6 protein-coding genes are annotated in these 8,348 nt (G+C 36.7%); all 6 read left to right on the top strand.

The window, feature by feature from the left end:
* The first annotated feature begins 333 nt into the window (after positions 1 to 333).
* Positions 334 to 1,968, top strand: a complete 1,635-nt coding sequence (gene bshC, locus ACTYA4_RS10820) for a bacillithiol biosynthesis cysteine-adding enzyme BshC (protein ID WP_443481506.1) — start codon at positions 334 to 336, stop codon at positions 1,966 to 1,968.
* 202 nt (positions 1,969 to 2,170) lie between these two features.
* Positions 2,171 to 2,602, top strand: coding sequence for a division/cell wall cluster transcriptional repressor MraZ (mraZ, locus tag ACTYA4_RS10815; protein ID WP_443481505.1), 432 nt, complete (start codon positions 2,171 to 2,173; stop codon positions 2,600 to 2,602).
* 170 nt (positions 2,603 to 2,772) lie between these two features.
* On the top strand, positions 2,773 to 3,705 hold the full coding sequence (gene rsmH / locus ACTYA4_RS10810) for a 16S rRNA (cytosine(1402)-N(4))-methyltransferase RsmH (protein WP_443481504.1): 933 nt from the start codon (positions 2,773 to 2,775) through the stop codon (positions 3,703 to 3,705).
* A gap of 25 nt (positions 3,706 to 3,730) precedes the next feature.
* Positions 3,731 to 4,084: a cell division protein FtsL gene (gene ftsL, locus ACTYA4_RS10805; protein ID WP_443481503.1), complete on the top strand. Its 354-nt coding sequence runs from the start codon at positions 3,731 to 3,733 to the stop codon at positions 4,082 to 4,084.
* Positions 4,084 to 6,243, top strand: coding sequence for a penicillin-binding protein (locus ACTYA4_RS10800; protein ID WP_443481502.1), 2,160 nt, complete (start codon positions 4,084 to 4,086; stop codon positions 6,241 to 6,243). The genes ftsL and ACTYA4_RS10800 overlap by 1 nt, the downstream gene beginning before the upstream one ends.
* Before the next feature lie 112 nt (positions 6,244 to 6,355).
* Positions 6,356 to 8,269, top strand: coding sequence for a stage V sporulation protein D (locus tag ACTYA4_RS10795; RefSeq protein ID WP_443481501.1), 1,914 nt, complete (start codon positions 6,356 to 6,358; stop codon positions 8,267 to 8,269).
* The last annotated feature ends 79 nt before the right edge of the window (positions 8,270 to 8,348 follow it).

Here is an 8,348-nt window from a genome sequence, read left to right as displayed (position 1 = left end):
CCTGCGGGAAATGTGGGAAGGCTGAGACCCCGCAAGGCAACGCCGAGGAGGCTCAGCTCCCACCCCGCGGAAAGCGAAGCAACCCGTAGTGGAAAGCAACCTCAACAATAAAAAACAAGCCTTACTTTTTATTGTTCTAAACCAAGTCCTATTAAGATTTGCAAACGAATTTGAAAGTGCGAAGTTTGAATTTATAAAAAATGATAAGCAAAGATTTTTTCCTTTGATTTTGACAATGATATACTCAATGTAAATGTATTAATGGTGTAGTAACGTTAGTAAGGTATTTAATAAAACATAATGAAAAACTTTGATAAAAAGGGGAGTACATAAATGGAGATGATTAATCTGTCGTTGCAAACTGCTAATAAGTTTGTGACAGATTACATAGCACAAACGAAGGAGATAATGAATTTTTTTCATTATTCTTTTCAGCATCAAGGGAGTTATGAAGATAGGCTAAATGAATTAAAAACACGAAAGTTTATGAGGCAAGAAGTAGCGGATTATATAGAAAAATATATGGAGAAATTTCCTTCCTCCGAATCTGTTCAACAATCAATCAATAAGCTTAGAGAAGACGACAGCGTTGTTGTTATAGGAGGGCAGCAAGCAGGAATTTTAACTGGCCCGCTTTATTCCATCCATAAAGTAATCAGTATTATTTTACTTGCAAAGGAAAAAGAGGCAGAATTAGGCATTTCGGTAGTTCCTGTTTTTTGGGTAGCTGGTGAGGATCATGATTATTTGGAAGTGAACCATATTTTTACACCTGGAAAAGAAAAAATGGAAAAAAAGCTTTATCCACAAAAAATTATCGAAAAAAAAATGGCATCTGATATTTCATTAGATAAAAATGTCTGTTTAGAGTGGATCGAGGATGTAGTCGAAAGTTATGGTGAAACAGAATTTTCCCAACAGTTATTAATCTTTTTAAAAGAAGCAATTGCCCAATCCGATACATTTGTTGATTTATTCAGTTATATAACGATGGGGTTATTTCGTGAGTATGGATTGTTATTAGTGGATTCAGGAGATAAGAATTTACGCTTATTAGAAAAAGAGATTTTTTTGAAACAAATTGATCATGCAGATAAACTAGCTGATTGTGTAAAAGAACAGCAGTCTATTGTAAAAGAATCAGGATACCCTCTTGTTATTGAAATGAGTGAAAATCCAGCAAATCTATTTTATTATGATGAAGCAATACAAGAAAGAGTGCTGCTGCAGTTTGATGCAGAACAAAATGTATTTATCGGCAAAGATAAAACAGTTCAATTTACGAAAAAGCAATTAAAGGAAATAGCTAGTGAATTTCCAAATAAATTGAGTAATAATGTGGTGACAAGGCCCATTACACAAGATTTATTATTTCCAACATTAGCTTTTATTGGAGGTCCTGGAGAAATTGCCTACTGGGCTGAATTAAAAAAAGCGTTTGAATGGATGGGCATAAAGATGCCTCCTATCGTACCGCGTCTTAATATTACGCTGTTAGAGCGTTGTGTAGAAGCGGATATGAAGGAATTACAGTTAACGATTTCGGAAGTTATTACATCTGGAACAAAAGAAAAATGTGAACAGTTTTTACATTCTGTAGCGAATGAAAAAATCGCAGCGATATTAAGCAAAGTAAAAGAAGATATTCAAAAGAATTATCTGCAATTAGAAGATGAAATTACAAAAGATACAAAAGGGCTGCTTCCGCTATTGAAAAAGAATGAAGGTTTTATATTAAAGCAGTTGGATTTTATGGGAGTAAAAGTGGAAGAATCAGTAAAACACAAACATGAAGTGATAGTAAATAAATTCAATCGAATGGAAAGAAATATGAAACCAGATGGCGCTCCACAAGAACGGGTATGGAATATAACGTATTTTCTTAATAAATATGGATTGGATTTTTTAGATGAATTAATGAAAGTTTCGATGGAGTTTGATGGTAAGCATAAAGTAATTAAATTATAAGGCTGATAGGAAAGGTCCTTTATTAGGTGCCTTTCCTATTTTTTGTGCAAGCATATAATGCTCAGCTATTAGGAAGAAGATTCCTATTATAAATTATGTGATTTTCCTTGCAGGATATTGTGTAAATAGATAGAATCTAATATATAGTGGAGGAAAGTGGGGGATTGTGGTACATTGAGGTAAGGAAGTGGGGGAAGCAGGTATGTTTATGGGCGAATATCATCATAATGTTGATGCGAAAGGCCGTTTGATAGTGCCTGCGAAATTTAGAGAGCATCTTGGCGAAACCTTTATTTTAACCCGTGGACTTGATCAATGTTTATTTGGATACCCTTTAAGTGAGTGGAATATTATCGAAGAAAAATTAAAAGCACTTCCTCTTACAAAAAAAGACGCTCGCGCTTTTACCCGTTTTTTCTTCTCTGGAGCAACTGAATGCGAACTGGATAAACAAGGGCGCATCAATATTGCTTCCTCATTATTCCAATATGCAAAATTAGAAAAAGAATGTGTGGTTTTAGGTGTATCCAATCGTATAGAAATTTGGAGCAAAAACCTTTGGGAAGATTATTTTTCCGAATCAGAGGATTCTTTTGCAGAAATTGCAGAAAATATGATTGGGTTTGATATTTAATGTTTGATGCAAGCATCCTTTTGTAAACGTTTCGAAGGCAAATACACAAAGCATTTTTTAACAGAAACTAGTATGAATTGTCACTCACAATCCTTCATGGATTTGCAAAGGACTATAAGAGCAGGATACATACAAAAATATTCAGAAAAAATAATAGACAGGTGGACAACATGTTTAATCATACAACGGTATTACTTCATGAAGCGGTCGATGCGTTAGCAATCCGGCCAGATGGCATTTATATCGATTGTACCCTTGGTGGTGCAGGACATAGTGAACTGATTCTTTCAAAGCTATCAGACAAAGGAAGACTGATCGCTTTTGATCAAGATGATACAGCTATTAGCAATGCAGAACAAAAACTAGCTGCATACAAAAACAAATTGACGATTGTGAAAAGTAATTTTAGTCAATTGGAACAAGAAATTAAAAAGTTAGGAATTTTTCACGTTGACGGTATTTTATATGATTTAGGAGTTTCATCTCCTCAATTAGATACACCGGAGCGTGGTTTCAGCTACCATCATGATGCGCCACTTGATATGCGTATGGATCATGAGGGAGACGTATCAGCATATGATGTCGTAAACTCTTGGAGCTATGAGCAGCTAGTGAAAATATTTTTCCGATATGGAGAAGAAAAATTCTCGAAGCAAATTGCCAGAAAAATTGAAGCAGCGAGAAGCATCAGTCCGATTGAGACAACTGGGCAGCTGGTGGAATTAATTAAAGAAGGCATTCCCGCACCAGCAAGACGAAAAGGCGGACATCCGGCTAAAAGGATCTTTCAAGCGATACGAATTGCTGTAAATGATGAGTTAGGTGTGTTTGAATCTTCTTTAAATCAAGCGATTTCATTATTGAATAAAGGTGGTCGAATCAGTGTTATTACCTTTCATTCCCTTGAAGATCGAATCTGTAAATCAACTTTTAAAAAGGCAAGTGATCTTCCGAATTTACCGCCGGGATTACCTGTTATTCCAGATGAGTTTAAACCCGAATTAAAACTTGTCACAAGAAAACCGATTATTCCATCCGAACAAGAATTAGAAGAAAACAACCGGGCAAGATCAGCGAAATTACGTGTAGCAGAAAAATTATAAAATGGAACTTACAGGAGGTAATAAAATGAGCAATTTGGCTAGAAAGCTTCAAGAAGAAAGTTATCAAAGTGAACAGCAAACGGTTAAAAAGGTAATAAAACAAACAAAATCATTATTATCTCCTGGAGAAAAAATACTAGGTGTCACATTTGCAGCGCTTTTATGTTTTGGTGCGGTGAAGATTGTCGGCAACCAAGCGGAAATATATCAAGTAAATAAAAACATTCAAATTGCACAAAACTCAATAAACAAACTGGAAAAATCAAATAAAGAACTTGATATTCAAGTAAAAGACTTAAGCAGCTTTGAAAGAATCAGAAAAGCAGCTGAAAAATTAGGCTTAGATTTTAGTAAAGACAATGTGAAGGTTGTGCAATAATGATTCGAAAACAGCCAAATATAAATCTTGGAGCAGCCATTGTATTTTTATGTTTCTGTCTGCTCTTTTTTATATTGATTATTCGTTTTATTTTTATTCAAGCAACGGGTGAAGTATCAGGAGAAGTGCTTGCTGCAAAAGCAGAAAAAAAATATACATCAGAAAAAGTTCTCGAAGCTTCAAGAGGAAGCATTCTTGATCGTAATGGCGAGGTCATTGCAGAAGACGCATCCTCGTATAAGCTTGTTGCAATAACAGACAGCAGTTTAAGTGAAAATGATCCGGATAATCCGGTTCATGTAAAAAACCCGGAAAAAACAGCAAAAGAGCTTGCAAAATATATTGATTTACAAGAGTCGGAGATTTATAGAATTTTAACTAAAGAGGGTGCCAAACAAGTTGAGTTTGGATCAGCCGGAAAAAATCTTTCCTATGAAACGAAAAAGAAAATTGAAAATTTAAAGCTGCCGGGCATTGCAATTGTGGAAGGGAAAAAACGCAATTATCCGAATGGCACGTTTGCATCCCATGTGATTGGGTTTGTCGAAGAAAAAGAAGACGAACAAACAGGCAAGTACACAGGAACAGGGAAGTTAGGAGTAGAACAAAGTTTAAATAAGCTATTATCTGGTACAGATGGCTATATGAAATATAAAAGTGATTATTGGGGTTATATTCTCCCTAGAAGCAAAGAAAATGTCGTGCCTGCCAAAAACGGAAATACTGTGTATTTAACGCTCGATAAAAAAATTCAATCATTTTTAGATGATACGATGACGAAGGTCGATAAGGAATATAATCCGGAAAAAATGATTGCGATTGTTGCCAACCCAAAAACAGGCGAAATTCTCGCCATGAGCCAGCGGCCAACCTTTAATTCTGCGACAAAGGAAGGAATTAATCAATCATGGCATAATGAAGCAATTGAAACATCTTATGAGCCAGGATCTACGATGAAAATTTTTACACTTGCTGCAGCGGTGGAAGAAGGTGTGTTTAATCCAGACGAAAAATATAAATCTGGTAAATACAGGGCAATACCTAATGCGCCAAATACAGAAATTCATGATCATAATAGGGTGGGATGGGGAACAATTACTTACTTGGAAGGCTTGCAACGATCTTCAAACGTAGCATTTGCAAAAATAGCGAAAGAAAAATTAGGTTTTGATCGATTAAGAGAGTATTTAACGAAGTTTGGGTTCGATCAGCCAACAGGAATTGATTTGCCTCATGAAGCAAACAGCTCGATTGCTTTTACATGGCCGGTAGAAAAAGTGACAACAGCTTATGGACAAGGAACAGCGTTGACACCGATTCAGCAAATTCAGGCAGCAACAGCCATTGCCAACAATGGAAAAATGGTAAAACCTCATGTTATTGATAAAATTGTTGACGCTAATTCAGGGGATGTAATAAAGAAAACTGCAACAGAATTAACTGGAAATCCGATTTCTGCAGCAACAGCTAAACAAGTCCGCGACTACTTAGAAACGGTCATTACAAGCAAAAATGGAACAGGACAAAAATATAAAATTGAAGGATATGATGTAGCCGGAAAAACAGGAACTGCTTCCATCTCATATAGCGGAGGCTATTTAAAAGGGGAAAGTAATTACGTATTTTCATTTATGGGTATGGCTCCTAAAGATGATCCAGAATTAATAATGTATGTTGCTGTTAAACAGCCGCAATTAGGAAATGGAAAAGTTGGATCAGATCCAGTTTCTACGATTTTTACTTCGGTCATGAAAAGCAGCCTTCAGTATATGGACATAACACCTTCTGCGAAACCATCTGTTCAGCCGATTGAAGTGCCAGATGTAAAGGGTCTAATGATAAATGATGCAGAAAAGAAAATGAAAAATCAAGGATTACAACCTATTATCATCGGAAAAGGAAGCACCATTACTACCCAATTGCCAAAAGCAGCTGATTCGTTTTTAGCAGGTGAAAAAGTATTGCTGCAAACAGATGGAGAAGCTACAATGCCAAATATGATTGGCTGGTCTTTAAGAGATGTGTTAAAAGTAAGCGAAGTAACAGGGATTAAAGTAAAATCAAGCGGCAGCGGCTATGTAAGTTCACAAAGTATAAAAGCAGGCTCCACAGTAAAAGGCAATGAAACGCTAAACATTAAATTAAAGAAATCGGAATAACGAGAGAACGCACTGTTTAGCAGTGCGTTTTACTTTATTTATAGAGCGTTCTATCTAAACTAGTACAAGCATATATTGAAACGAGCTAGTTAAAAAGGAGGTTCTTTTCTATATGCGTGTTTCAAACGTTACTGTTCGAAAACGGTTAACGATAGCATTATTAGCAGGAATTGTTATATTTTTTATTATTGATTTACGCTTGGCATATGTGCAGTTTTTTTTAGGAAATGAATTAACGACGAAAGCGAAAAGCTTATGGAGCAGACAAATTCAATTTGAGCCAGAGAGAGGCGAAATAGTGGACAGGAATGGAGTAGCCCTGGCAACGAATATAAGTGCTCCAACCGTTTATATTGTCCCAAGACAGATTAAAGATCCAGCAAATGCAGCTGAAAAATTAGCCGCTGTGTTAGAAGCGGACAAGGAATCGATTTATAAGCAAATCATAAAAAAAGAAATGAGTGTACGGCTACCAGAAGGAAGAAAAATTTCTCATGAAAAAGCAAAAAAAGTGCGAGCGCTGGATATTAATGGGGTGTATATTGGCGAAGATTCTAAGCGTTCGTATCCGTTTGGCAATTATTTATCCCATGTATTAGGGTTTGCAGGGATCGATAACCAAGGGCTAGTCGGTTTGGAGTTAGAATATGACGATGAGTTAAAAGGGAAAAAAGGGTCTGTTCAATATTATTCAGATGCAAAGGGGCAAAGAATGAATGATATGGCAGATGATTATGAAGCACCTATTAATGGCTATAATCTGAGACTAACGATTGATACAAAAGTACAAACGATTATCGAAAGAGAGTTGGACATAGCAGAGCAAACGTATAACCCAGATGCCATTATGGCGATTGCAATGAATCCGAAAACGGGTGAAATTATTGCGATGTCGAGCAGGCCAGGCTTTGATCCAGCTGATTTCAAAAATGTTTCGTCTGATGTTTTTAACCGAAATTTACCTATTTGGCGCTCTTATGAACCAGGATCCACCTTTAAAATAATTACATTAGCAGCTGCGTTGGAGGAAGGAAAAGTAGATTTGCAAAAGGATCATTTCTATGATCGTGGATATGCAGAAGTAGGTGGAGCAAAATTAAAATGCTGGAAACGCGGTGGACATGGATCTCAATCTTTCCTCGAAGTAGTGCAAAATTCCTGCAACCCAGGTTTTGTTGAACTAGGACAGCGTTTAGGAAAAGACAAATTATTTCAATATATCCGCAATTTTGGGTTTGGTGAAAAAACAGGCATCGATCTACAAGGAGAATCAAAAGGAATTTTGTTTAATATGGATAGAGTTGGTCCAGTGGAGCAGGCAACGACCGCATTTGGACAAGGGGTGGCTGTTACGCCGATACAGCAAGTAACCGCATTGTCTGCCGCCATTAACGGAGGCACATTATATACGCCATACGTGGCAAAAGAGTTGATTGATCCAGTTACCAACGAAGTGATAATGGAGAAACAACCAGTTGCTAAGCGAAAAGTAATTTCAGAAGAAACATCAAAAAAAGTGAGAGAGGCATTAGAAAGTGTAGTAGCGCAAGGAACTGGGGGAAAAGCATTTGTGGAAGGATACCGTGTAGGAGGAAAAACAGGTACTGCCCAAAAAGCTTCTGGCGGAAGATATTTAGAAAATAACTATATCGTGTCCTTTATCGGTTTTGCACCAGCAAATGACCCACAGCTTGTTGTATATGTAGCAGTTGATCACCCAAAAGGAACGGTGCAATTTGGTGGTACCGTAGCTGCCCCAATTGTTGGGAAAATCATGGGGGACAGCTTGCGGGCAATGGGGGTGCCAGAGCAAAAAGATCAAATCGAAAAAAAATATAAATATCCAGACACTCCTTTAATAGAAGTGCCTGATTTAGTAGGAGTTAGCAAAACAGAAATTAGTGAAATATTTCTTAACCTGAAGATTGAACCAAGTGGAAGTGGAGATACAGTCATCAAACAATCCCCTAGACCTGGTTCAAAAGTAAAAGAAGGATCAACGATAAGAATTTATTATGATAATTAAAGGGCGGCCGTTTGCGTCGTCCTTTAATAATAGAAAGAATATAGTAACATATTAAATTAATAATCAGCATGGCGAAATT

Source organism: Niallia yueguangensis, assembly GCF_052663115.1.
Note: the sequence above shows the minus strand (reverse complement) of the source record. Positions and strands in the feature narration are given on the sequence as shown.